21 protein-coding genes are annotated in these 24,775 nt (G+C 34.2%); 20 read left to right on the forward strand and 1 reads right to left on the reverse strand.

The window, feature by feature from the left end:
• Positions 1-892 precede the first annotated feature (892 nt).
• Entirely contained in the window at positions 893-2,734 is a 1,842-nt protein-coding gene (locus tag K8089_RS12635; protein WP_237603656.1) for a tetratricopeptide repeat protein, read from the reverse strand.
• Between the two features lie 346 nt (positions 2,735-3,080).
• Between K8089_RS12635 and K8089_RS12640 the strand changes: the two genes are divergently transcribed.
• The 20 genes from K8089_RS12640 (at position 3,081) to K8089_RS12735 (ending at position 24,774) form a co-directional block, all read left to right on the forward strand.
• Positions 3,081-3,947 carry an ABC transporter permease gene (locus tag K8089_RS12640; protein WP_237603657.1) on the forward strand — a complete coding sequence of 289 codons (867 nt, stop codon included), beginning with the start codon at positions 3,081-3,083 and terminating at the stop codon, positions 3,945-3,947.
• Between the two features lie 454 nt (positions 3,948-4,401).
• Positions 4,402-4,626: a four helix bundle protein gene (locus K8089_RS12645; RefSeq protein ID WP_338149258.1), complete on the forward strand. Its 225-nt coding sequence runs from the start codon at positions 4,402-4,404 to the stop codon at positions 4,624-4,626.
• Positions 4,627-4,796: 170 nt separating this feature from the next.
• Complete coding sequence (locus K8089_RS12650) at positions 4,797-6,038, forward strand: ABC transporter ATP-binding protein (RefSeq protein ID WP_237603659.1); 1,242 nt, start codon at positions 4,797-4,799, stop codon at positions 6,036-6,038.
• Complete coding sequence (locus K8089_RS12655; protein ID WP_237603660.1) at positions 6,031-6,693, forward strand: class I SAM-dependent methyltransferase; 663 nt, start codon at positions 6,031-6,033, stop codon at positions 6,691-6,693. Before K8089_RS12650 ends, K8089_RS12655 begins: the two co-directional genes overlap by 8 nt.
• Positions 6,694-6,695: 2 nt before the next feature.
• Positions 6,696-7,640, forward strand: a complete 945-nt coding sequence (locus K8089_RS12660) for a glycosyltransferase family 2 protein (protein WP_237603661.1) — start codon at positions 6,696-6,698, stop codon at positions 7,638-7,640.
• A 7-nt stretch (positions 7,641-7,647) separates the two neighbouring features.
• Entirely contained in the window at positions 7,648-8,814 is a 1,167-nt protein-coding gene (locus K8089_RS12665) for a glycosyltransferase family 4 protein (protein ID WP_237603662.1), read from the forward strand.
• Positions 8,811-9,641 carry a glycosyltransferase family 2 protein gene (locus tag K8089_RS12670; RefSeq protein ID WP_237603663.1) on the forward strand — a complete coding sequence of 277 codons (831 nt, stop codon included), beginning with the start codon at positions 8,811-8,813 and terminating at the stop codon, positions 9,639-9,641. Before K8089_RS12665 ends, K8089_RS12670 begins: the two co-directional genes overlap by 4 nt.
• On the forward strand, positions 9,638-10,732 hold the full coding sequence (locus K8089_RS12675) for a hypothetical protein (protein WP_237603664.1): 1,095 nt from the start codon (positions 9,638-9,640) through the stop codon (positions 10,730-10,732). The genes K8089_RS12670 and K8089_RS12675 overlap by 4 nt, the downstream gene beginning before the upstream one ends.
• Positions 10,733-11,355: 623 nt before the next feature.
• A complete protein-coding gene (locus K8089_RS12680; RefSeq protein WP_338149257.1) occupies positions 11,356-12,270 on the forward strand; it encodes a glycosyltransferase family 2 protein in 915 nt (304 codons plus the stop codon).
• 16 nt (positions 12,271-12,286) lie between these two features.
• The gene (locus K8089_RS12685) at positions 12,287-13,276 is read left to right on the forward strand and encodes a glycosyltransferase family A protein (protein ID WP_237603666.1); all 990 of its coding nucleotides are present in this window, start codon (positions 12,287-12,289) and stop codon (positions 13,274-13,276) included.
• Positions 13,277-13,309: 33 nt separating this feature from the next.
• Complete coding sequence (locus K8089_RS12690; RefSeq protein WP_237603667.1) at positions 13,310-14,569, forward strand: glycosyltransferase family protein; 1,260 nt, start codon at positions 13,310-13,312, stop codon at positions 14,567-14,569.
• Entirely contained in the window at positions 14,566-15,858 is a 1,293-nt protein-coding gene (locus tag K8089_RS12695; protein ID WP_237603668.1) for a glycosyltransferase family protein, read from the forward strand. The genes K8089_RS12690 and K8089_RS12695 overlap by 4 nt, the downstream gene beginning before the upstream one ends.
• A gap of 23 nt (positions 15,859-15,881) precedes the next feature.
• The gene (locus K8089_RS12700; RefSeq protein WP_237603669.1) at positions 15,882-16,562 is read left to right on the forward strand and encodes an acylneuraminate cytidylyltransferase family protein; all 681 of its coding nucleotides are present in this window, start codon (positions 15,882-15,884) and stop codon (positions 16,560-16,562) included.
• A 136-nt stretch (positions 16,563-16,698) separates the two neighbouring features.
• Positions 16,699-17,742: an N-acetylneuraminate synthase family protein gene (locus K8089_RS12705; RefSeq protein WP_237603670.1), complete on the forward strand. Its 1,044-nt coding sequence runs from the start codon at positions 16,699-16,701 to the stop codon at positions 17,740-17,742.
• A gap of 42 nt (positions 17,743-17,784) precedes the next feature.
• A complete protein-coding gene (locus K8089_RS12710) occupies positions 17,785-18,501 on the forward strand; it encodes an FkbM family methyltransferase (RefSeq protein ID WP_237603671.1) in 717 nt (238 codons plus the stop codon).
• Position 18,502: 1 nt separating this feature from the next.
• Positions 18,503-19,621 carry a UDP-N-acetylglucosamine 2-epimerase gene (gene neuC, locus K8089_RS12715; RefSeq protein ID WP_237603672.1) on the forward strand — a complete coding sequence of 373 codons (1,119 nt, stop codon included), beginning with the start codon at positions 18,503-18,505 and terminating at the stop codon, positions 19,619-19,621.
• Positions 19,618-21,018 carry a hypothetical protein gene (locus K8089_RS12720; protein ID WP_237603673.1) on the forward strand — a complete coding sequence of 467 codons (1,401 nt, stop codon included), beginning with the start codon at positions 19,618-19,620 and terminating at the stop codon, positions 21,016-21,018. The genes neuC and K8089_RS12720 overlap by 4 nt, the downstream gene beginning before the upstream one ends.
• Positions 21,009-22,091, forward strand: coding sequence for a glycosyltransferase family 4 protein (locus tag K8089_RS12725; RefSeq protein ID WP_237603674.1), 1,083 nt, complete (start codon positions 21,009-21,011; stop codon positions 22,089-22,091). The genes K8089_RS12720 and K8089_RS12725 overlap by 10 nt, the downstream gene beginning before the upstream one ends.
• Positions 22,088-23,227 (forward strand): glycosyltransferase family 4 protein, encoded by a 1,140-nt coding sequence (locus tag K8089_RS12730; protein ID WP_237603675.1) that lies wholly within the window; start codon positions 22,088-22,090, stop codon positions 23,225-23,227. The genes K8089_RS12725 and K8089_RS12730 overlap by 4 nt, the downstream gene beginning before the upstream one ends.
• Positions 23,224-24,774, forward strand: coding sequence for a glycosyltransferase family 2 protein (locus tag K8089_RS12735; RefSeq protein ID WP_237603676.1), 1,551 nt, complete (start codon positions 23,224-23,226; stop codon positions 24,772-24,774). The genes K8089_RS12730 and K8089_RS12735 overlap by 4 nt, the downstream gene beginning before the upstream one ends.
• Position 24,775 lies beyond the last annotated feature (1 nt).

Raw genomic sequence — 24,775 nt, forward strand, 5'->3', positions numbered from 1 at the left:
ACTCCTCCCTTTGAAGGGAGGCTGGGTGGGATGTTTTTTGTTTTGGGATTGTTAGTTTTTATTGAATCTCGGCGAAACATCCTCCTAAATCCCCCTTCAAAGGGGGGACTTTTGGCCTGTGCTTGAGTTGGTGTCATGGGAGTTTTGGATTTTCTTTTCGCTTTAAATACAGAGCTCCTAAATCTAACCACATTATAAATAGAATCCGAATCTAGCCCCTCCCTTTGAAGGGAGGCTGGGTGGGATGTTTTTTGTTTTGGGGTTGTTGGTTTTGATTAAATCGCGGCGAAACATCCCCCTAAATCCCCCTTCAAAGGGGTACTTTTTGGCCTGTGATTAGATTGGGGGTATGGGTGTTTTTCAATTTTCTTTTCGCTTTAAATACGGTGATCTTAAATCTAACTACATTGTAAATAGAATCCGAATCTACTCCTCCCTTTGAAGAGAGGCTGGGTGGGATGTTTTGTTCAAAGGGGAACTTTTTGGCCTGTGATTAGGTTGGGGGTATGGGTGTTTTTGGATTTACTTTTCGCTTTAAATACGGTGATCCTAAATTTAACTACATTATAAATCAAATCCGAATCTACTCCTCCCTTTGAAGGGAGGTTGGGTGGGATGTTTTTGTTTTGGGATTGTTGGTTTTTATTGAATCTCGGCGAAACATCCCCCTAAATCCCCCTTCGAAGGGGGACTTTTTGGCCTGTGCTTGAGTTTGGGGTATGGGGGTTTTGGGTTTACTTTTTGCTTTTAAAACAGAGTTCATAAATTAACCACATTATAAATCAAATCCGAATCTAGCTCCTCCCTTTGAAGGGAGGTTGGGTGGGATGTTTTGAGGCTGGGTAGGATGTTTTTTGTTTTGAATTTGTGAAGAGAGTTGGGTGGGATGTTTTTACAATTCTCGCATTAATTTTTCAAAGTCTTCATCGTTGTCTTGGAGGTGCATTTTTGCTTTAATTCGATGTTTTGTGGCGGCAACTTTTTCTTTTGTTATGCCCATTAGGGAAGTAATTTCTTCGGTGGAAAGCTGTAGTTTTAAGAGGGAACAGAAGGCGATGTCGTCTTCGGTGAGATTTGGAAACATTTGCTCTAGATTATAACCAAATTCGGGATGTACTTCTACAAATTTGGTTTTAAAATGCTTCCAATAATTTAACTGATTTAATGTAGAGACAATCCGTTCCGCAAATTCTTCAGATACTTCATTTTTATCGCTCGATTGGATTATATCTTTAATCTGTTTTTGAATATCTGCTACTTCCAAAGAAATTGCTACCAACTCCCGTTCTTTATCGGCGAGATTATTTTCTTTTTCGGCTAAAAGCTCTTGTTCCAATTCTTGGTTTTCCTTTAAAACCGAGTTAGCTTTTTCCAAGTTTGCAACAGCTACTTTTTGCAGTGCCAGTCGCTTTTTGTTATACATAAATATAAGAATGCTTAAAATTAGAATTAGAGCCGTAAGCAGCCAACTGAGAATTGTAATGGTTCGCTGCTTTGTATTGTACCGTTTAAGCATCTCATTGCTGTTTTGCAGCGCGATATTTTTATCTCTCTGAAATTTATTTTGATACGATTCTTCCAGCTGCTTTATTTTTACCCGATCTATGGCAGACTGCATGGAATCTTTTAAGTAGTCGATACGGTCGAAAAGATTGAGCGACTTTTCAAATTGTTTTGTATTGCGGTAGGTTTCACGTGCATTAAGCAAAAAGCTCAACTTATCTTGGGCATTCATAGCAAGTTCAAAATTGTTGGTGCTGTTTTTAACACGTTCAATCACTCTAATGGCCGTATTGTAGTCTTTTTGAGCGTTTAAAAAACTGAGGTAATCGCTGGCAATTTGCAAAAATCGGGGAGACTGTGATTTCTGTAAATAATTAAACGATTCCGAATAAGCCTCTTTCGCTAAAACGGGCCTATTGGTCGCTTTGTAAATATTTCCCAACTTGCCCCAAGCCACATACATATATTCCAAATTCTTTTTCTCGGTAAGACCTTCTTTAGCTTCCAATAAACGCTTTTCGCCTTCTTTAATATTTCCCAGTTCAACCAAGCTTTCGGCGTAGGAAAGTAGGGTGAGGTAATAGGAGGGAGCTTTATCTTCAGCAAATCGTGGAAGCACTTGTTCGTATAAATCTACCGCAAACTCATAATTTCCGGTGTTGTAGTAGGTGTTGGCGAGCTTTTGTTGTAAAATATACAACCGTTCATCGCCTATTTCTTTAAAAATTTCAATGGCGCGTTTAAGGTTTGTAATCGCTTTTTCCTTTTCGCCCATATAGTTATAATTGGACGCCATTTCGCCATATACTACGCCTTCGCCGCTGCGATCGCCGTATTCTTGGTAGATTTCCATAGCTTGTTTAAGTGCCGCCAATGATTGGGGGTAGTTGGCATAATTGCGGTAGTTAATTGCGCTGTTGGCGTATAAATCGGCTTTTAGGGTTGGGGATTCATCAGCTAAGGCTATTCCTTTTTTAAAGTAATATGACGAAGAATCGTAAATTGCGAGTTGACTGTAAGTAATGCCGAGCTTGCTATACGTGAGGGCTACCAGCGTATCATCGCGTTCCTGCGAATACTCCAATAATTTAAACAAATAAATTTTTGCCGAATCTGGTTGTTTAAAAAGATACTTTTGTATTTCGGTTTCTAACTCTGCTATTTTATCGTTTTGAGCGAGGAGAGAACTGCTTAAGAACAGCAGAAATATGGGGAGGCAAAAATGTTTCATAGAATTTGAGTAGGGTGGCAAATTTATCGAAAAAAAACAAATAGGGAAGTAGATAAGTTTGTGGTTCAAAAAAATGGGATTTAAATGTCTGTAATTCAGCTATCTTTTGACCCATATTTTTGAAATATTAATTGAAATCGCGTTTAAAACGGAATATAGCGGGGTTTTAGGGTAAAGTTTGCAATTGCAGATTGGTATTGAATAAAGGTGAAATATAATAGGAATTGTTCCAGAGATAGTTCTTATTATTTACGGCAACAATGGGCGCCAGTGTAGTTTGGCTTTAATAAATTAAAATGAAGTTGTTGCAATTTTGCTATATTAGCTGCCAATAAAAAACATTTCTTTGACTCCCGAAAACAACGACAATTGGCTTTACGAAATCTCGTCTAAAAAAAGTGCTTTCGACCTTAATTTAAAAGAAGTTTGGCGCTACCGCGATTTGCTTATTCTTTTTGTGAAAAGGGATATTACTACGGTTTACAAGCAAACTATTTTGGGGCCGTTGTGGTATTTTATTCAGCCGCTGTTTACCTCGGTTATCTTTACCTTGGTTTTTAACAATTTGGGGAGTATAAGTACGGGAAGTATTCCGCCTTTTCTCTTTAACCTCGCTGGAATTACCGCTTGGAATTATTTTACAGCCTGCTTTACCGGCACGTCCAACACCTTTAGAAGTAATGCCGGAATTTTTGGAAAAGTGTATTTTCCACGGGTTATTATGCCAATGTCGGTAACAATTAGCAACCTGATGAAATTTGGCATCCAACTGCTTATATTTATTATTTTTTATTGTTATTTTTTATTGCAGGGATTCGATTTAAGTCCGAATTTGTATTTGTTGCTTTTTCCAATATATATTTTAATGATGGCTTTATTGGGTTTGGGTTTGGGAATGATAATTAGCTCCATGACTACTAAATACCGCGATTTGAATGTCTTGGTAGGCTTTGCAGTTTCGTTGTTGATGTACGTTTCTGCTGTGCCATATCCGCTTTCGGAAGCTCGGAAAAAACTGCCGGGGTATGTTGCAAATTTTGTGGAATACAATCCGCTTACACAAATAATAGAAGGCTTCCGATTTATGCTTTTAGATACGGGAAGTTTTAGTTGGCTGGGATTTTTCTATACGTTATTGGTAAGTGTAGGCTTGTTTTTGTTGGGATTGGTTATTTTTAATAGAACGGAGAAGAGTTTTATTGATACGGTTTAGGTTTGAGAAATGAGATTTGAGATTTGAGATTTGAGATGTTAGAAATGCGACTTAAGAGGGTATGACGTAGGACAAATGTAGGTTAGAGATATGATTATTTAACGAATTAACACTATAATTGTAGATGTGAGAATGCGTTTTGGAAGTTATTTTTTTATATGTGGGACTAGTATGATAGTAGGGGTTGAGTAGGGATTGACTACCATGAATGTAGCACTCGAGTAGCATTAAAGGTATAGGAACCATACATTAATACAACATGAATGTAACATTAATGCATGTTGAACTATGCATTCAAAATTTTGAAAAGTACATAGAAGGTATTAAAAAGGGCTGTTATTTTTGAAGAAATGGGGGGGGAATTGCAAATGATAAATGACTAATGACAAATTGCAAATCTCAAATCTCAAATCTCAAATCTCAAAAAAGGTAAATCACAAATTACAAATCTCAAATCTCAAATCTCAAATACCAGTTTTTTATTAAAAGTGAATTGTATAACTTAATGTCACAATTTAAAAGGGCTTCAGTTTCAATTGCTTTAAACACCGTTGAAGGACAGGGCGACACTAATGCGCACTTTAATAGATTGCTACAAGTAGTTTTAGATTGGGTGAAAGAATGTGTAGTATACGCTACCATAGCAAAAAGGCTTTATTTCCGAAGAACAAGATTTTAATATTAGAACTCATTGATCCGAAAACTCACACCTGACTAACATCTCCCAGCTAATGCCAATTAACAAAGAAATACATAATTTTACAGCTAAACCCAAAGCGTTTTGCGATTAGTTTTTATATTTGGAGCGAAAGGATTTTATTCACTAAATACACTTCCAACTACCGACAAATGACTATTTTAAAAGCCGAAAACATAAGCAAGCAATACCGCCTCGGAAACGTGGGTACTGGTACGCTTTCGCACGATTTAAATCGTTTTTGGCACAACATCCGTGGGAAGGAAGATCCTTATTTAAAAGTTGGCGCAGTAAACGACCGAAGCAGTAAGGCGAAATCAGATTATGTTTGGGCACTGCGCGATATTAATTTTGAAGTACAGGAAGGGGAAGTTTTAGGAATTATAGGGAAGAACGGCGCCGGAAAATCTACCTTGCTTAAAATACTTTCCCGTGTTACCAGCCCCACCACAGGCGTTATTAAAACAAAAGGCCGAATAGCCTCTTTATTAGAAGTTGGCACCGGTTTCCACCCAGAACTTACAGGCAGGGAAAACATATACCTTAACGGAGCCATTTTAGGAATGACCCGCGGTGAAATAACTGCCAAGCTAGATGAAATCGTAGATTTCTCTGGCTGTGAAATGTATATTGGTACACCCGTTAAACGTTATAGTAGTGGGATGACCGTTCGTCTTGCTTTTGCCGTGGCTGCCCATTTAGAACCCGATATTTTGGTGGTAGATGAGGTGCTTGCCGTGGGCGATGCAGAGTTTCAGAAGAAGGCGATTGGCAAAATGCAAGACATTTCGAAAGGCGATGGTAGAACTGTTCTGTTTGTTAGTCATAATATGGCGAGTGTACAAAATTTATGCAGTAGGGCCATTTTACTTAAAAGTGGAAGTATTTTTATTGACGGAAATGTTGATGAGGTTGTAAATGAATATTTAAGTATAGACTCCGTTCTCTATTCTCAATCCTTTGCGGTTTTACAAACTCCGCAGCATAAATCTGTTTATATTAAAAGTTTTAAAATTACATCAGAAGTGAGGACTGGTGCAACATTTAGCTTTGAATATGAAATAGTTTCGCAAACAGAGAAACAAGTTGATGTAGCTATAAGTTTTAAGACATATCAGGAAGTGTCTATATATCAAATTTATAGCGGTCATACCAATGAAATACTTATCCTAAGTAATGGGTGTAATAAAATTAGTGGTAGTATTAGAGAGTTGCCACTTATTCAAGGTGATTATAGCATTTCACTATGGATAGGTTCAGGGGCTATTACTTTTGATTTCTATCCTACTATTGTACGAATCAAAGTATTGGAAGGTGGATTTAAGAAAAATCACATTGCCGAATACAGGAATTTTCCTGTTATTGCAAACGCAAATTGGACAATAAATGATTGATAAAAAATACGTAACACATCAAAGAGAACCCTTTTTTGAAATTGTCAATAAGCTCATTACGCTCAATAGCGTTGTATTAGATGTTGGCCCTGGAGATGGTAGCTTTGCTAAATATTGTAAAAGGGATGATTTTTTTTTATATGAAGGAAATCCAGAAAGTGCGGAAAACCTTAAGTATAATTATCCTAACACATTTCAAGGACAATTGCCTAAACTTCCTTTCAAAGATGCAATGTTCGATGTAATACACATGAGCCACGTAATAGAACATCTACAACCCCAGGAAGTTTACGATACCTTAAAAGAATTTGATCGATGCTGTAAACCTGGTGGAGCCATTGTTATTTCGGCCCCATTGCTCTGGAGCGGGTTTTATGACGACCTCTCGCATATAAGGCCTTATCCTCCCGCCAGCTATGTGAAATATCTAAGTAACTTAGGTAGCAATCCTACAAGGACGCAAATATCAAATATTTACACAGTAGAGCATATGCAATACCGTTATCAACTAGTAGATAACAAATTTAGGTTACGAAAGAAAACAGGACTTATCCACAAAGTATTTTATAAGCTAGGTACATTCATCCGGCTATCGGAGTCTATTTTTACAGAAACAGGTTATACTTTAGTTTTAAGAAAATCGCAAAACAAATAAATATGCGAGAACCATTGGTTTCCATAATAATACCTACATACAACCGTGCCCACTTAATTGGTGAAACGCTGGATTCCGTATTAGCACAGACTTATCAAAATTGGGAGTGTATTGTGGTGGATGATGGGAGTACAGATCATACAGGCTCTCTTTTAAAAGAATATGTTGAGCGTGATGATCGATTTAAATATTGTCATAGACCAAAGGATAGACCTAAAGGAGCCAATGCTTGTAGAAATTATGGGTTTGAATTAAGTAAAGGAGAATACATCAATTGGTTTGATAGTGATGATTTAATGACTGAAGAAAAATTCTTCGAACAATTGCAGATTCTTGAAAACGATTTGTCTCTAAGTTTTTGTACTTGTGAATATGGGCTATACGATAAAAATTTTCAGTTGATTTCTCGAATGACTTTTCAATCTGCAAATTTATTGGAGGATTATATAATAGGTCAAGCCTTCTTTAATTTACCTACTTCAATTTTCAGAAAAGCCACACTCCCAAAAAAGCCACTTGATGAGAATTTGTTTAAAGCTCAAGAAATGGAATTTTTCTTTCGCTATCTTCAACAGGATTCCAATAAGTATGGATTGTTGAATAAAGAGTTTGTAAAAGTGAGAATCCACGAACATAGTATAACTAATAGTTTTAAACTCGGTAATAAAAAGGCAATTTATTCAGAAATGAAAGTAAGATTATTAGGATTGAAAATTTTAAAAGAAAAATCTTCAATACGAAATCTAAATATAGCTTTGAATCATTATATGAGATTTCTTAAAGTCATACTCGTTCAGCGGAAAATGAAGATGTATTATCAAAATTTATATACATTGAGAAAAATAGTGCCGTTAGGTAAACTGATAAAATTGGTCTTTATAGGTTCTATATTTCGTTTTACAGGGAAAGGTCTGTATTTTTTCCGCAATCATTATTATTTTAAATAGTGAAGAATTGAATTTTAATAATAAAAATATTCTTTTGATCATTCATTCTGGTGGCCTAGGTGGTGCAGAACGACAGGGATTAAGTCTCGGAAAGGTTTTGACTGAGAAGCATGGATGTAATGTTTATTTACTGTTAACTTTTTCGAGGGAAACGTCGGAAGAATTTGAACAATACGCCCGTGCCTGTCATATAAAAGAAATATTCTTTTTTGGAGAACCTTATATAATTTTAAGACGCGAATTGACATATAAAAATTTAAAACGTCTTGTTTGGTCATCAAAATACTTATGGCGTTTGCGCACAGGTTTAATGCCTTATAAATTTGATTTCATATTCCCGTTTTTAAACTTTCCTAGTAAAGTTGCATTTTACCTCTATAAATTATTGCCAAGCGTAAAATTTACTTTTTGGCACCAGTTGGGTTTAGATACATTTAAATTTGACATTTTTGAAAAACATGCAGCGAAAAATATTCCTTGTGTCATTGCTAATGCACCTAGTGGAATCGAATTATTTTATAATGCTCATCTAAAGAGCAAAAGGCCTTCTTTTGTTCTTCCTCAGTTTTTAGCATTTGAAGTTATTTTTAAAAATCGCAAAAATTTATTAAGAAAATATGGCATACCAGAAAATGCTATAGTAATTGGTATGGTAGCTCATTATCGTCCTGAAAAGCTACATTATTTACTTTTAAATGTCTTTAAGGAATTGCTAAAAGAACATAGTAATATATATATGATTTTTTTGGGTAATAAAAATAATAGCACGGTTACAAAAAAGACATTTGAATCTTTGCAAGAAAATGTAATAACAAATCAGTTGACCGAAAAAATAAAATTAATTTCTGAACAGCCTGTTACAGAGGTTCTCAGTATTTTAGATATAGGGGTGTTGGTTTCAGAAATAGAAGGCACACCGAATGCAGTAATGGAATATATGGCATATGGTTTACCTGTAGTTGCAACAAATCATAGTGGCTGCAAGCTATTGTTAAAAAATGAAGATTTTTTAATTGAGAATTCAATGGAATCCCTGAAAAATAAGCTGAATAAATTAATTATATCTGAAGAATTAAGAAAAGGTGAGGGTGAAGTCAATCGGAAACTGATTCGGGCCTACACTCCAGAAAATTATTTAAGAGAACTTTTACTTATCGTCAAGCAATTTGTATGAAAAATTTAATATCTATTATTATTCCTTGTTACAACGATGGAGAATTTATCGAAAAATCAGTGAGATCTGCGTTGACTCAATCTTATTTAAACAAGGAGGTTATAGTCGTAGACGATGGATCTAACATTGTAACCAAAAAAATACTACGGGATTTAGAACCCGAATTAGATCTATTAATTACTCAAGAAAATAGAGGGCAAAGCTCAGCTAGAAATAACGGAATACAAAACGCAAGTGGAGATTTTATTTTAGTTCTTGATAGTGATGATTATTTTGAACCAACATTTTGCGAAAAGGCTTTTTTAGAAATGAAAAAGAATGAATATATAAAGTTGGTTACATGTCATGCAATGCTTCATTTTCAAGATAATTCAAAGAGGATTTATATTCCAAATGGTGGTACATTAATTGATTTTCTTTATTCAAATAGCGCAATAGGCAATGCTTTGTTCAGAAAAAAGGATTGGGAAGTGATTGGTGGTTATGACGAAACAATGAGAGATGGTTGGGAAGATTGGGAGTTTTATATCCGTTTAATTCAATTAGGAGGGATTTGTGAAGTGATTCCAGAGGTGCTTTTTCATTACAATAAACGTTGCAACACAACCACTCTTCGTGCAAATTCGAAAAAATATGAGTTATGGCGCTACATATTTTCTAAACATGCTGCGCTTTATATGGAAAATTATAAATTGACGATTGATTTTTTACTCGATAAAATTAAGCAAGAAGAAAGTGAAATGAAAAGTATCAGAAATAAAATTGATTTTCGCGTCGGTCGGAATATGCTTTACCCTTTCAGAATGATTAAAAGGATTTTTAAATGATATTATACAGGTTAAGAAAAAAAATAAAGAAGAAAGCTTTAAAACTCTTTTTTTGGATAAAAATATATTCACTTCAATTATTTGCCAAACAAAAAACTAAACAAATTTATATTGACATCTCAGATATCGACAAAAATAGATATTTGGCTAATTTCATTAAATTTTTTAATTTATTGGATTATACAATATATATACCAAATAACAGTGAGTTATTATATAAACTTAAGGGAAATAGAGGAGAGTTTAAGTATACTTCAGGAATATTGAGAAATAATATAAAATTAGGCCGACCAAGAAAATGCAGTCTTACAATTGAAAAGGAACAATTAAGCAATGATTATTTTACGAATTTTTTGAATGATTACACAAACACCAAGACTTATTATATCCCTATGAGTATGTATCCAGATTTTTATAAGAATCATATAATTGGCACAAGCAAATTTGAATTGACAAAAAAGAGAAATAGATCAATTATAATGGCTGGGAATTTCGACAAAAAAAGCTATACAAAAATTGAGAATACAGGATATTTTGAAATTCCTAGTCGTAGTAGGACGATTGAATTTTTAAAAGAAACCGAATTTTATGAAAAAGTAAAATCGCAAAGCCAATTGGATGATATAATTATTAATCAAAAGGAAAATAAATTATTACTTATAGATACTACAAAAGATTTTAAAATATCAATGTACAGTTTACCATATTATTTGTCAAAATTTGATTTTTATTTGGCTTTACCAGGAATAGAAATTCCTCATTCACATAATCTTATTGAAGCAATGGCAGTTTCTTGTATACCTATTATCCATAGTTGTTACGCAGCCTTATTTAATCCGCCACTTAAACACCAGCAAGAAGCTTTTGTGTTTCTTAGTCTTAATGATCTCGATGGAATTATTAAAAACCTAGAATTTATAAGCGAATTGGAAATTCTTACCTTAAGAAAAAACTCATTTAAGTATTACGAAAAGTATCTCAACCCTTCATCTGTGGTTGAAAAATTAGAAAGCAAACAATTTAATAAAATTTATATTCAAGCAGAGAAAGTTAGTTTAGAACTTTATAATGGCTCAATGCCAATAGCTTAATATCGATATTCTTAATTGTTGAGATTTTTCGTTACTATCAAAGAAATAATTTTATGAAATATATTTCTAAAAGTATTAAGTTAAATGAAGAAGAAAAATGCATTAATTGTAAGTTTACAATTAAACTTAAACTATTTGATACTCTATGATGTAAAAGTTTAATAATGAACTAATCGAAATATCTTTTCAAAACTTAGTTGTAATTATATCACGATTTTTTTAGAGATTAAAATAACTATTCGATAAATAGAAATAAAATCGTATAAGTAGAATTACATAAAAATGAATCAGTGCGAAGGATCCGAAATTAATATTAATAAAATTTGAATTTGTTAATGGAGATATTTGGAAGTTGTGTAACCAATCTCAGATTACAATAAAAAAAATTTAATAAATGATAATATTACAGAGAGAGTGTTCGAATAAAAAAATTCTATTAACTAATGTTTGGATTATAATCAAACTAGAGAATGAAGAACATGTTTTTGTTAGTAAAAAAATTAAAATCAGTGAGTAATAGAGATTGTTTCCAAATATCCTGATTTTTGGAGAAAACGTAGTTATAAAGTTTACATCCATTATAAATTTTAGAAAGATATAAAAAGATTAAAACTTGAATATTTGTGCATTTCAAAGTAACCATAATTCTCGCCACCTACAACCGCGCCAATTTAATAGCGGAGACTTTGCGTTCTATTGAAAGACAGACCTATGCTAATTTTGAATGTCTAATAATTGATGATGGGGGTAGGGATAATACTGTAGAGGTAATTGCTCCATTTCTAGAGGATAGAAGATTTAGATTTTTAAAGCGTCCTGAATATCATAAAAAGGGATTGCCCGGTTGTAGAAATTATGGACTCGAAAAAGCTAAAGGCAATTATGTTATATTTTATGACGATGATGATATTGTACACCCTCAAAATTTAGAAATATCTTTAAAGATTCTTTCCGAAAATAAGGGTTCTCATTTCTGCCATTTTCAGAAACAGTCTTTCACGGGCGATTTTGAGTATAACCAAATTACATTCATTGATAAATTTAATCAGACTGGAACAAATAAATCTATAATGAAGAAAATGCTCAGATACGAGGTTCCTATGGCATCCTGTACTGTTTTATGGAGAAAGAAATGTTTTAATGATAATTTTTTTAATGAATCTTTGCAATATGCAGAGGAGTGGGAATGTTACCAGCGGATATTGAGTACTTACTGGAAAGGAATAATATTAGATTGTACACTATACTATAACAGAAAGCATCAAAATTCAAATACTGGAGAGTTTTGGTCTAATAATAAGGTGAAGAATGAGTCAAAAAGAAAGGCAATTATTTTAATTATAGAGAATCTAAATGAGAAAAATTTACTATCACCTTCATTATTAAAATATTTAGCAGGAATATCAATATCGTGTCGTGACAAACCACTTTTAGATAAAATACTACTGAAAGCAGAAGTTTCATTATACAATAAGACGGTTTATAATTTTAAATTTCTTTGCTTTCCATTTTATAGAAAATTAAAATGGTTGCATTAAAAAAAAACTTGAAAAGATGAGAACTGGTATAAATCCACAAAAAGCGGAAGGACTTTTAGAACTTACCACAAACCACAGAATAGTGATGGTTGTTTTTATTCCAGAGCTTAAAGGTTATTATTCTGATATGTTTGAAGTTATAAAGGTGTCAATATCGTCTTTAATAAATTCAATACCAAGAACATCAGCTATCACCATCGTGGATAACGGCTCATGTGGAGTTACCACGGATTATATTATGAGTTTGTATAAAGAGGGGGTAGTGGATACCATACAAATGCATAAAGAAAATATAGGAAAAATTGATGCTCTTATGGGGGCTGCCAGAACTGCGAGAGAACCAATTATAACTTTGACTGACTGCGATATTCTTTTTAAAAAAGAATGGGTAATGGAAACGATTAAGATTTTCAATTCATTTCAAAATGTGGGGTCTGTATCTCCTATACCAGTGAGGCGTAGCGTTACTTATTATACTTTTTCCGGCCAGGAAGCAATTTTACGAAAAAAACTAAAGTTTAGTTTTACGGAGATTCCAGAAAACTTTGAAGATTATAACAGATTCTTGCAAAGTATTAATTGGGATTTAGAAAAATCAAATAAGTTTCTATGGCCAGTTGTTGAGGAAAATGGCAATTGCGCAATCATGGGCAGCGACCATCAAGTTTTAACAATAAGGCGTGATATTTTATTTAAATACACCCCACATAATCCTTCATTCACCAAAGTAGGTAAGGAGTCTGAAAGAGAGTATGTGGATTTGGCAGTAGACTTAAGTGGTAAATTAAGGTTATCGACCTATAACTATTTTGCAATACATATGGGGAATAAATTAGAAGACTGGATGCGGGTTAGTGCGAATGAAATCAGCAATAAAAATCCCGCTTATGAGCTAAAGTTAAATCCAGAAATTGAATATATAAAGCCGAATCAATTCTATTATAAATTAAAAAAAATGATTTTGAAAAGAATATTTAAATTTATACTTCCCCAAAAAGATTACTAATAAATTGGAGATTTCAATTACAAATAGAAAAAAGTGAGTTTAAAGATTCTAATACTTGCAGAAACCTTGGACGTTGATAGCAGTAGTGCAGGGAAAGCTCAAAATGCTTTTATAAAATCTTTGGCAGCAGAAGATTTTGATATTAAAGCCTATCATTATTCATATAAGGAAATAAATATTAAAAACGTCCAAACCATTCTAATTAAAGAGAACCGATTAGATATCTATTATGTATTAAGTCGATTCCAAAGAATATTTCAAAGAATGACGAAGCTAAATATAAGTAGGTTCCTGGAAACAAGGTTTGGGTTCTCTTATACTTTTAGAAATGATGTTAATAGTATGGCAAAGACCTTGAAGTTGGAGAAGCCAGCAAATTATGATATTCTAATCACCCTTAGCAGAGGAGCCAGTTATCGTACACACGCTGCCCTATTAAAACTCCCGAAATGGCATAAAAAGTGGCTTGCATATATCCACGACCCTTATCCATTTCACTGGTATCCTAAACCCTATAAGTGGCTACAAGCGGGTAGCGCTCAGAAAGAACAGTTTTTTAAACAGGTTGCTTTAAAAGCAAGGTGGCTGGGTTACCCCAGCCAATTATTATCGGAATGGATGGGGCAATTTGATAGTTCGTTTATTGAAAAGGTTGTTATCTTACCGCATCAGATTCCGAAAAACATAACTGAAAACATAAATGTATTACCAGATTATTTTGAAAAGGATAAATTTACCGTATTACACGCTGGTAATTTATTAGCCCAGCGTAATCCCTTTCCTCTTATCGAGGCTTGGGTTAACTTTTTAGATAAAAACCCTGAAGTAAAAGACGAATGTCAACTTCTTCTTATAGGTCCAGCTTCTTACCATCAACCAAAATTGTCCCATATTTGCACTAATGCACCATCTATATTCGTGAGTGATGGTTATAGACCACAAAAGGAGGTTATTCAAATTGAAACTAAAGCCTCAGTAAATATTATTTTGGAAGCTGTTTCAGAAATCAGTCCCTTTTTACCGGCCAAATTTCCAGGCTTAGTAAAAGCAAATAGACCTATCCTCCATTTAGGGCCAGAACATAGTGAAAGTAGAAGATTATTAGGAAGCGATTATGAATATGTAGCAGTTGCCGATGATATATTAACTATTTCAGATAAATTGCTGTTATTATATAAGGAGTGGAAAATGAATAATTCCCATTTCTATTTAAATAATCCAGAATTGCAATATTATTTTTCAAGTGAAAATTTTGAAAAAATAATTAAAGGGTTAAAGCGAATGATTTCATGAAAAACTTAAAATTGGTTGTAAGTTCCTATGCCATTTATCCAGATATTAAATCTAGCGAAGGAATAGTAAATAAAAATTGGTTAACACTTTTGGGAAGAAAAACACCCACTCTTTTTTTAAGTGCCAAAAAATCGATAGCAATCGGTAATAAAAAGGATAAAAGCAAAAGTCGGGTTGAAACTAACATTTTCTTGAACACTCTCTATTTTTTATCAAAAACTGATAATTTACCAATCAAATATTGTTACAAGATCATTAATTTTCTTTTTTTTAAAGCATTTAATGTTTCATTACAAAATTATTTTTGGTCAAAATATCAAAAATATATCCTCTTCAATTTTGTTAGAAATAATAATTGTGTAGTATGGGTTAGAATATTACCACTTTTATCGCTGAGGCCTGTATTAGATGTATACAAGAAAAAAGAATTTCCTATAATTCTTAATATTAATGACCCAATTGAATTTGAAACCCAGCAAGATAATAATAGTGACCATTATTTCAAAGAATCAATCTCAAGTGTCCAGTGCTGGACCTTTCCAAGCAATGCATTGGCAAATAGGACAATTATGAGATATAAATTGGATAAGGAAAGATGTTTCGTTCTTCCACACGCAATGGAAAGACAAGCTATATTATACGACGGGATTAAAAATAAAAACAGAAAAATTAAATTAATTTATACGGGGACATTTTATAAATCTGCTTTTTCAGAAAATTTTAGGATGGCACTTAAAAAGTTTTGTGGTACCGAGGCTTCGCGTTCTGTAGAATTTGTCTTTATTTTATCACAATTTGATAAGCAATCAATCAAATGGCTTAAAGAAACAATTACTAATCTAATAATCCATAACAACCTTGATAGGAAGGAAGTCTTAATGCACTTGTCTAATTCTGATTGTGTTTTAGCAGTCGATTCTGAAGGACATAAAGAACTTTTAAAAGGCAAAGTGGCTGAAGCAGTATCATTTGGACTCCCGATTTTAGGAATTACATATCAAGGCTCAGTTATGGAAAAGGTTTTATTAGAATATTGTGGATATTGTTCTTATCAAACAGACTCTGAAAACATTTTCAAAGCCCTACTTCTTGTCTGTTCAAACTTAAGAAATAAAGAATGGAAACAACATTTCTTTATAAAACGTAATTTGGTAATGGAAAAATTATCAGAAGAAAAAATAATTTTATATTCAAACAAAATAATTGAGTTTGCATATAATAGGTTTCAAATGTTAGATAATAGATATGTGGAAGATATTGAGGTGCCAAATATTCCACAATGGCCTTGAGTCTGTAAGTTACAACAATAAAAGTGAATAAATTTAAAAAAACAATAGTCATAATCCCGGCCCGTGGCGGCTCCCAACGCTTGCCCAAAAAAAACATTCGATATTTAGCCAAAAAACCTCTTATCGAATATAGTATTGCGTATGCTTTATTTAATATGGATATAGTGGATGAGGTATATGTTTCTACTGACAATGAGAAGATAAAAAATATAAGTTTACAACTTGGAGTTAAGGTAATAGATCGTCCCGAACATTTAAGTGGAGACAATGAACCGACAGTTACCGCTCTCAAACATGTACTGCAATCATTAAATCATAAGATAGAAAACGTAATTCTTCTACAACCTACAAACCCGCTAAGACCTAAGGATTTACTTAAGGATTGTTTTCAAGCATTCGAAAACGGAAATTACGATAGCGCAATGACTGTAAGCCGAAACCACCAAAAATTCGGGATAATAGAAGATGGCAAGTTTGTGCCGTATAATTATGAATTTGGACAGCGTAGTCAAGATTTGGAGCCGCTATATTTTGAAAACGGTTTGTTATACATCACAAAGTCTTCTCTGATTTTAGAAGAAAAGATAATGGGTGATAAAAACCTCCCTTTTATTGTAGATCATCCATTTGCCAATATTGATATAGACACCAAGGAAGATCTTTTAATGGCTGAATTTTATCTTTCGAAATATTTAAATGACTGAGGATGGATTCAGCGAATGTTCAAATTTTAAAAAAGGGTAGGGATTTCCACTGCGTATTCCGACCTTTGGTCTAGCTTATAATTTGGCAGCTACTTAATTATTGAATACTTTAACTATTTAAAACACTTCCAGAATTTTGAAGCCGGAAATTACAATAGGAACTAGGCAAATTGGGCCAGAACATCCACCCTTGGTTATAGCGGAAATTGGAATCAACCATGAAGGCTCTCTCAAGGTTGCCAAGGAAATGGTCGATGCAGCGAAACGAGCTGGCGTTGAAGTAGTAAAACATCAAACCCATATAGTGGAAGATGAGATGAGTTATGCAGCCAAGAAAGTGATTCCCGGAAATGCCAAGGAATCTATCTATGAAATTATGGAGCGTTGTGCGCTATCTGAAACCGATGAATTTGCGTTAAAGCAATATGTGGAGGCCCAGGGAATGCTTTTTATTAGCACACCGTTTTCAAGGGCTGCGGCCGATAGGCTCGAAAAATTTGGAGTATTAGCTTATAAAATAGGAAGTGGTGAGTGCAATAACTATCCTTTATTGGAGCATATTGCATCCTTCGGAAAGCCTGTAATACTGAGTACTGGCATGAATTCTATAGTAAGCGTATCCAAAGCCGTTAAAATCTTTGAGAAACAAAATGTGCAAGTATCGTTGCTACATACCACTAACTTATATCCCACCCCCATACATTTAGTGCGGTACGGAGCTATGACGGAGCTGCACCAAGCTTTCCCCAATAAAGTTTTTGGTCTTAGTGACCACACTTTAAATAACAATGCCTGTTTAGGAGCAGTGGCTTTGGGAGCGTCTATTCTGGAACGTCATTTTACAGATCATAAGAAACGTAAAGGCCCAGATATTATTTGTAGTATGGATGAAACTGAATGCAAAGATTTGATAATTGGTTCAAATGAAATCTGGCAAATGCGTGGTGGCACGAAACAAGCTGCTAAAGAAGAACAAGTAACTATGGATTTTGCCTTTGCTACAGTTTGTACTATTGCGTCTATCAAAAAAGGGGAAGTGTTCACAAAGGAAAATATTTGGGTAAAGCGTCCTGGAACAGGTGAGATTAAAGCGGAAGATTTCAATTCGCTTTTAGGCAAAAAAGCTTCTCATAATTTAGAAAATGATAAACAGTTGGAATGGAAAAGTATAATTACATAAAAATTTTCAATAAAATTTTGGCGCTGTAAAGGTGAAAATGATATGAAAAGAATAATTAAAAGCATCTTTTATAAATTTGGATTTAAATTCACCAAGATTAATCCGAATCCATTGCTCAAAGACAATTATTTAGAGGCGATTAAACAAAAAATTGGAGTAGAACCAATACTGTTCGATGTTGGGGCCAATCAAGGACAGTCCGTAAAATCTTTTCAGGCAGCTTACCCCACTTCCCAAATTCATAGTTTTGAACCTAGTAAAATTTGTTTTGAAGTTTTAAGGAAAAATTTTCCAAATTCAAAAAATTTAAAAATCATCAATAAGGCTGTTGGAGGCGAAAAGGGATCATTAAAATTTAATGAGTATGCTTGGAGCGCCCTCAATTCTTTGTTGAAAAGATCTTTTACAAAATCGGAGATAATTGATAATTATATGGTTGATGTAATTACGATTGATGATTATTGTAAGGAGAATAAAATATTTCAAATAAATGTCTTGAAGACTGATACCGAGGGGTATGAACTTGAGGTGCTTAAGGGAGCTGAAAGAATGATGAATGAGAATTCTATTCAATTTATCTATTGTGAAATATTTTTTTATGAAAACTATATTGATCAATCTTCATTTGGTGATATTTATAATTATTTGCTTCAAAAAGGATATAGCTTTGTTAGGTTTTATACTTTCGAGTATACAGATGAAGGTTTGGCCAACCGCACAGACGCTTTATTTGTAAATAGAGACTTCAGGAGTAATTAGGATGAAAAAAATAGTATTCCTTACTGGTACCCGTGCTGATTTTGGTAAAATAAAATCCTTAATCACCATTTTGGAAGCACATCCTAATTTCGAACCTTATGTTTTTGTTACTGGGATGCACTTGTTAGAAGAATATGGCTATACCCTGATAGAAGTGGAGCGATGTGGGTTTACCAATATTCACACTTTTGCCAATCACACTCACGAATCAACAATGGATTTAACCCTCGCAAAAACAATGGAAGGGTTTTCTGCTTTTGTAATGGAGATAAATCCCCATATGATAGTTGTACACGGGGATCGAGTAGAAGCCTTGGCAGGTGCCTTGGTTGGGTCGTTAAATAATGTTTTGGTCGCCCATATTGAGGGGGGAGAAATTTCTGGCACTATCGATGAACTTATCCGCCATGCCACCAGCAAAATGAGTCATATTCATTTTGTGGCTAACAAATTGGCTAAAGCTAGACTGATTCAAATGGGAGAGGTTCCCGAAGCGGTATTTATTATTGGTTCTCCCGATGTAGATACTATGTTTTCTGATAAGTTGCCAGACTTAGAAGAAGTTCGGAGATATTACGAAATTTCATTTCAAGATTATGGAATAGCAATGTTTCATCCAATTACAACTGAAATTGAAAGTATAGAGAAATATATTTCTGATTTTACCAAAGCTTTGGTCGATAGCGAAAAAAATTTTGTGGTGGTCTATCCCAATAACGACTTAGGAAGCAGTACTATCATTTCAGTATTTAACAAATTAAAAGAAAACAATAGATTTAGGGTTATTCCTTCCATTCGTTTTGAGTATTTTTTGGTTTTGCTAAAAAACGCAAAATTTATCATAGGGAATTCCAGTGCTGGAATTAGAGAGGCTCCTTATTATGGAGTGCCCACCATTAATATTGGTACACGGCAAGAAAACCGGGCTCTTCACGGTCATATCATTAATTCAGGTTATAATTACGAGGAGATTATTTCAGCCTTAAACAGCAAATTGGAAAAAGTTGTGCCAGATAAGCATAGCTTCGGCAATGGAAAAAGCGATGTCTTATTTTTGGAAAGCTTGCTTCTACCTAGCTTATGGTCAATTAAACATCAAAAACAGTTTGTGACTTTATGACTTCAACTTCTAAAAAACTAGCAGTAGTAATCACCGATGGTGTAGGTTTTCGAAACTTTGTACTGAGTGATTTTTTTGTGGAAGCAGCACAAAATTTTGAGGAGGTCGTAATTTTATCTTGTTTACCGGCATCCGTCTATACAGGGGTTACAGAATGTAGGATTATTGAGCTTGATGTTTTTGAGGAGCATTTTTTTACTTGGTTTTTTAGAAAGACAAAAGAAGTAGTTCATCTTCAAAATTATAAAAAGGGCAATTTTGGGATTACCGATAATTTGAACACAAACAAATCAAAAAGTAAAAGCCCACGTGGCTATGCTACTCGTTTTATTTTTAAGATTACGAGTTTGTTTCACAGTGAAAAATGGATTTCCTTTTTTCATAAACTTCAACAAAACACTTTTAAAAACAAATCGATTACTAACGGTTATTTAAAGATTTTAGAAAAAGAAAAGCCAGACCAGCTTTTCTTTACACATCAGCGACCCCCGTATATTGCGCCCTTGGTATACGCAGCACATAAATTAAATATTAATACTTTGGCATTTATTTTTAGTTGGGATAACCTAGCCTCTAAAGGCAGAATGGCGGCCGATTTTAAAAATTATATGGTGTGGAGCGAATTGATGAAAAGTGATTTGCTTCGTTTTTATAAAAATGTAAAAGCTGAAGCCATAGAGGTTGTAGGTACGCCTCAGTTTGAACCCTATGTGTTGTCAAGGTATGCAAGTACTCTAAAAGAATTTCAAGATCAATTTAGTTTAAAAGCTGACTTGCAAACGGTTTGTTTTAGTTGTGGTGATATTTCAACAAGTAAGAATGATGAACTCTATATCGAAACAATAGCCGAAGCTCTACAGCAAGGGCAACTGCCTCAATTTAATTTTATAGTGCGCACTTCTCCAGCGGAAGATCCAATACGGTTTAAAGAGATATCGGCGAAATATCCCTTTATAATTTGGAATTACCCCGATTGGAAGATAAGTCGACACGGTCATCAGGAAGCCTGGTCGCAGCGAGTGCCGTGTGTTGATGATGTGAAACGTTTACGTGCAATTCTTGAGTTTTCAGATATAAGTATCAATATGCTTTCTACCATGAGTCTCGATTTTATGCAATTTGATAAACCTGTGATAAATCCGGTATTTGGCACAGAAAATAACGGGTTATACAATGACGGTCGCTTTCTTAACTACGAACATATTGAACACGTGGTGAAGAGCAATGCAACCAAAATAGCAAAGAATAAAACTGAACTAATTGAAGCCATACAGTTTTATTTGGCAAACCCCAATGCCAATCATACTGAACGACAATTGTTACTTGCACAGCAAATAGGTAAGCCATTAAAAGGTACAAGTGAACGCATAGCCAAAACCTTGAGGCAATGGGTATAAAAAAAAATAGTATAGCAGTACTTTGCGATTATAGTTTAATGCCAGAGAGAATTGGCGGGATGGACTATTTTTTTTGGCAATTTGATGCAAGTTGTAAAGCACAAAATATTGGTGTAGATTGGTTTTTTCCGAATAAAGAAATGCACGGTGAATATGGTAATTTGAATATAATTCCAGCAGAAGGGAAATCGATTGAGAATTTATTTCTAGACTATGTGCAAAAAAACAAAATTCATTATACCCATGTCATCACGCATTTTTTAGAAATATGCACACCATTTTACAAAAACGTAAAAAAGATTCTACTTGCCAAAATTATTGCAGTAGATCACAATCCGAGGCCATTAAGCGGATACTCAATCAAAAAGAAAATAGTAAAACGAATTAAGGGAAGGTTATATTCTAAATATATCGATCTTTTTATAGGGGTATCTCAATATACTGTTGATGAATTAATTCGCGATTTTGGAAAGCATATAAAACCAAAATGTCAAGTTATATACAATGGAATTGTACTAGAAAATATAAAAGAGAGAACGATTCGAAATACCAATAATCCTACGCTTTTAGTCGCTTCTCATTTACGGGAATCAAAAGGAATTCAGGATTTAATTGCTGCAGTAGCTCTACTTCCGTCAAATTTGAAAGAGAACCTCACAATAGATGTTTATGGAGAAGGACCCTATGAGAAGCAGCTATTGGAACAACTGAAAGACATGAGGGTTGAAGAAAATTTTAATTTTAAGGGAAGTTCTCCAAATCTATCTGAAACATTTTATAAATATGATTACTTGTTGCATCCCACCCATATGGAATGTTTTAGTTTGACAATTTTGGAGAGTTTAGCAGCTAATGTACCCGTGATTACTACCCCTGTAGGTGGGAATTTAGAGGTAGTATCTAATAGCGAGAATGGTTTTATCTTTAATGCCAAAGAAATTGATGAATTGAAGAATCTCATCATCGGTCTTATAAATGGCAACAAACAAATCATTGGAAATACAAGAACTTTGATAGCCAATAATTTTTCGCTTCAAAATATGGTGGAACAACATTTAAAGTTATTAAAATGAAAATCGCCTTTCTAACCCCCGAATTTCCCCACGAAAAAACTGGCAAGTCTGGTGGTTTGGGGACAAGTATCCTAAACCTTGCTACGGGTTTAATTAAACTTGGACATCAGGTTTCAGTTTTGGTATATCAGCAAAAAGAAGATGCTGTTTTTGAGGAGAACGACATCACAGTTTATCAAATAAAAAATATAAAAGTAAAAGGACTGTCTTTGCTATTAACACAACAAAAAGTGCAGCGCTTAATAAATAAGCTATATGTTGAAAAGAAACTAGAAATAGTGGAAGCGCCAGATTGGACGGGTTTTACAGCTTTTTTACGGCCCAAATGTCCTTTAGTAATTCGTCTTAATGGAAGTGACACTTATTTTTGTCATTTGGATAAAAGACCGGTAAAAGCAAAAAACAGGTTTCTTGAGAAACATGCTCTACAAAGAGCGGATGGTATTATATCGGTAAGTCAATTTACGGCAGATGTTACCAAGAAATTATTCAACCTTCAAACTGAAACAACTGTAATCCCTAACTCTATAGATATTACGAAATTTCAATCTAAAAATATTGAAGCGGCAGATGCAACAATCCTTTATTTTGGAACTCTGATTCGCAAAAAGGGGCTTTTAGAATTGCCTTTTATTTTTAATGAAGTAAATAGAAGTCAGCCAAATGCAAGGCTCATCCTGATAGGGAAGGACAGTGGTGATAAACAAGCGGGAAGTAATTCAACTTGGGAGTCAATGCAATCTCTTTTTACTGCTGAAGCTTTTAAAAATGTTAATTATTTAGGTTTAGTGCCTTATAGCGAAATAGGTGAACACATAGCCAAAGCCACTGTCTGCGTTTTTCCTACCTTCGCAGAGGCCCTGCCGGTTTCGTGGATAGAAGCCATGGCGTTAAAAAAAGCAATTGTTGCATCGAATATTGGTTGGGCGCCTGAGGTTATTGACGACGGAGTCAATGGGTTTTTAGTACATCCTACCAATCATAAAAATTATGCGGATAAAATAATAAAACTATTAAAAGATCAATCTTTACGTCAGTCATTTGGGGAAGCAGCGAGAGAGAAAGTGGAAAAGACTTTTGCGATGGAGGTAGTTGCAAAACAAAGTTTGAATTTTTATAAGAGATTTTTAAAATGAAAGCCGTTTTAAATTTTAATGAATTCACAAGTTCTAAAGGAGAGATTATTCTCTATAAGGGAGAACCAGATTTTGATATGTTGGAAAAACTATCATTGGAAGAAGGTGATATTTGGCACAGTTCCTTAGAAGAAGGTTATAAAAATGTATTTCCAGAAATAGTGTATCAGACAGCTGTATTCTTTTGGTATGTTTATGATTTTGATAATCTTGAAAAATGCGTTAGTTGGCGGATGTCTCCCAATAATTTTGCCATTCGCAAACGAGTATGGGAAGAGCTAAATGGTTTTGATACAGATTTTAAGTCTCCCACCATGCAAGCATTGGATTTCGCATATAATGCTCTTCGGAATAGTGGGGCAGTGCCGCTCTATGTGAAGAATCTTTTTTCAAATTCAAAAAATGCTGATGTAAAAATTTCTGTTTTAGACCGTTATGTTTTTTATCGAAAGAATTTCAAAATGGCACATAGTTATTATATGTTATTTAGAAAAGGGGTTTGGAAATTAGAAGAATGGAAGGCGTTTCTAAAAGCTAAAATGAATTTTACACAACGTGCTCCTGCTCCAAGAATCAAACCTCGAAATTTAACACCTTTGCAAGGAAATCCATCTGTTAGTTATATTATTCCTACGATGTTTCGGCAGGATTATACACTTCAACTTTTAGAGGATTTAAAAAATCAAACGTATTTTCCCTCGCAGGTCATCGTAGTTGATGCTACACCCGATGAAAGTCGGAACCATAGTTTGTACAAATCTGAAAATTATCCTTTTGAAGTGCAGTTCCACTGGCAAACCACAAAAGGGAGTTGCAGGGCTCGAAATGAAGCAATTGCGCGCTGCGAAGGCGACTATATAGTTTTTGGAGACGATGATATTCGCATCCCATCAGATTTTATAGAAAACCACATTAGGTTATTGCAAACTTATAATGCTGGTGCCTGTAACGGCCTTGATATTAGAGGGGACAATGAAAGACAGGACTTGTTAGATCTTTCGGCAAAACTCAAAAGTATGGAAGACTCACGATGGTATGTGGGGGCCGCAAATAGTTTCAGTAATGCTAATTCCTGCGTAAGAAAAGAATATGTAGATTCATTGATTGGTAACGACATTAATTATGACGGTGGATATGGTGAGGATAGCGACTTTGGAATTTCACTAACAAAAATGGGAGTTACAGTTCTCCACAATCCTTTTTCAGCGAACCTTCATCTAAAACCATCGAGCGGGGGATATCGTTTTTGGGGAAGTCAAGCAAAAATACTTGGCAAAAAACGAAAACAGCAACCGTGGGAACTCGATAATCCGGTGGGAATGATACGTCCAGTACCTAGCCCAACATTAATGTATCAATTTTATAAACAATTCAATAAACAACAGCGAGCAGAGTATAAACGCAAGTATTTTATACGTTATTTGTTTACTGGAAATAGGATGATGCTACCTATTCGACTTTTAAAGCTTCCATTTAGGTTGCTGCAGTACGACAAATCGATTTTTTATGCAAAACAACTCCTAAAACTGGGAAGAAGAACGGCTTAAT

Origin of the sequence: Aequorivita vitellina, from assembly GCF_022008365.1 — a bacterium.
Classification (GTDB): Bacteria; Bacteroidota; Bacteroidia; order Flavobacteriales; family Flavobacteriaceae; genus Aequorivita; species Aequorivita vitellina.